Annotated in this window: 1 protein-coding gene; it reads left to right on the forward strand. The window is 65.2% G+C overall.

The window, feature by feature from the left end; translation table 11 throughout:
* Positions 1 to 795, forward strand: a 795-nt coding sequence (locus ACY45C_RS08475; protein WP_462187072.1) for an aminoglycoside phosphotransferase family protein, incomplete at its 5' end; no start/stop codon positions are given.
* Positions 796 to 1,091 lie beyond the last annotated feature (296 nt).

Here is a 1,091-nt window from a genome sequence, read left to right on the forward strand (position 1 = left end):
TCCTACGCCCGCATGCAGCCCCGCTACCAGATCGTGGAATTCCTTCCCGGTCAGCTCCTCGATAACACCGCACCACGCGGCACCCGCGTTCCCGACCACGTCATCGGCGACGTCGTGGAGCTCTTCGGGCAGCTCGGCCTCATCCCGCGCGAACGCCTGCCGCAATCGCCGCCAGGCTGGCCGGCGGACGGGCGGACCGCCGACTTCGCCCGCAGCCTGTCCGCTGTCACCGCAGGCGTGCATTCCCGGTTCCTCCCCGACTTCGGCGATCTGTACGCCGAGTTCGGCATCCCCATCGACGCGCTCACCGAGATCAACAGTCGATGGACGACGCTGCACCCGCGGCCTTTCCGCCTCCTCCACACCGACATCCACCGCAAGAACATCATCATCTCGGATGGCCAAGCCTACTTCCTCGACTGGGAACTCGCCCTGTGGGGCGATCCGGTCTATGATCTTGCGGTCCACCTGCACAAGATGAGCTACCAGCCCGACGAGTCAGCCGCACTCATCCATGGGTGGACCTCCGTTGTCAACGGTCCGGCCGCCGAGGGATGGCAGTCAGACCTCGACACCTACCTCTCCCACGAACGGGTGCAGTCCGCCATCGTCGACACCGTCCGCTACACGAAAATCATCACCGAGGGAAACCTCACCCGCGATGACACACATGCATTCATCGACAAGCTCGTCGGGAAACTCGCCGCCGCGCATGCCGTACTCAGCAACCGAGTGACCATCGACCACGAGGCCGCCGCAGCCCTCATACAGCAGTGGGCCGGCAGACGCCGATAGCCAGCCCAGCGAGAACGGCCAGGTGTCCGCGCGGCTCGACATCAGTGGAGTCCACGGACGTGCCGTACGGGGAGTAAGGGATGGCCTGCGACGATGCATGATCGCGTGGCGGCCGAGTTTTGGGGAGCCAGTCACGGTTCAGGAACCGCAGACCGTACTCAGCTCCCCCAAATTCGCATGCCTGCATGCCTGCCGACCGCCCTTCATCTCGACTTTCTCCCCGACGGCGGCGTGTTCCTCTGCGCCGACTGCGAAACCCCGTTCGGCGCGCACGTCGTCCCGGTGTCTCTCTACGG

Source organism: Frankia sp. CcWB2 (genome assembly GCF_977927585.1).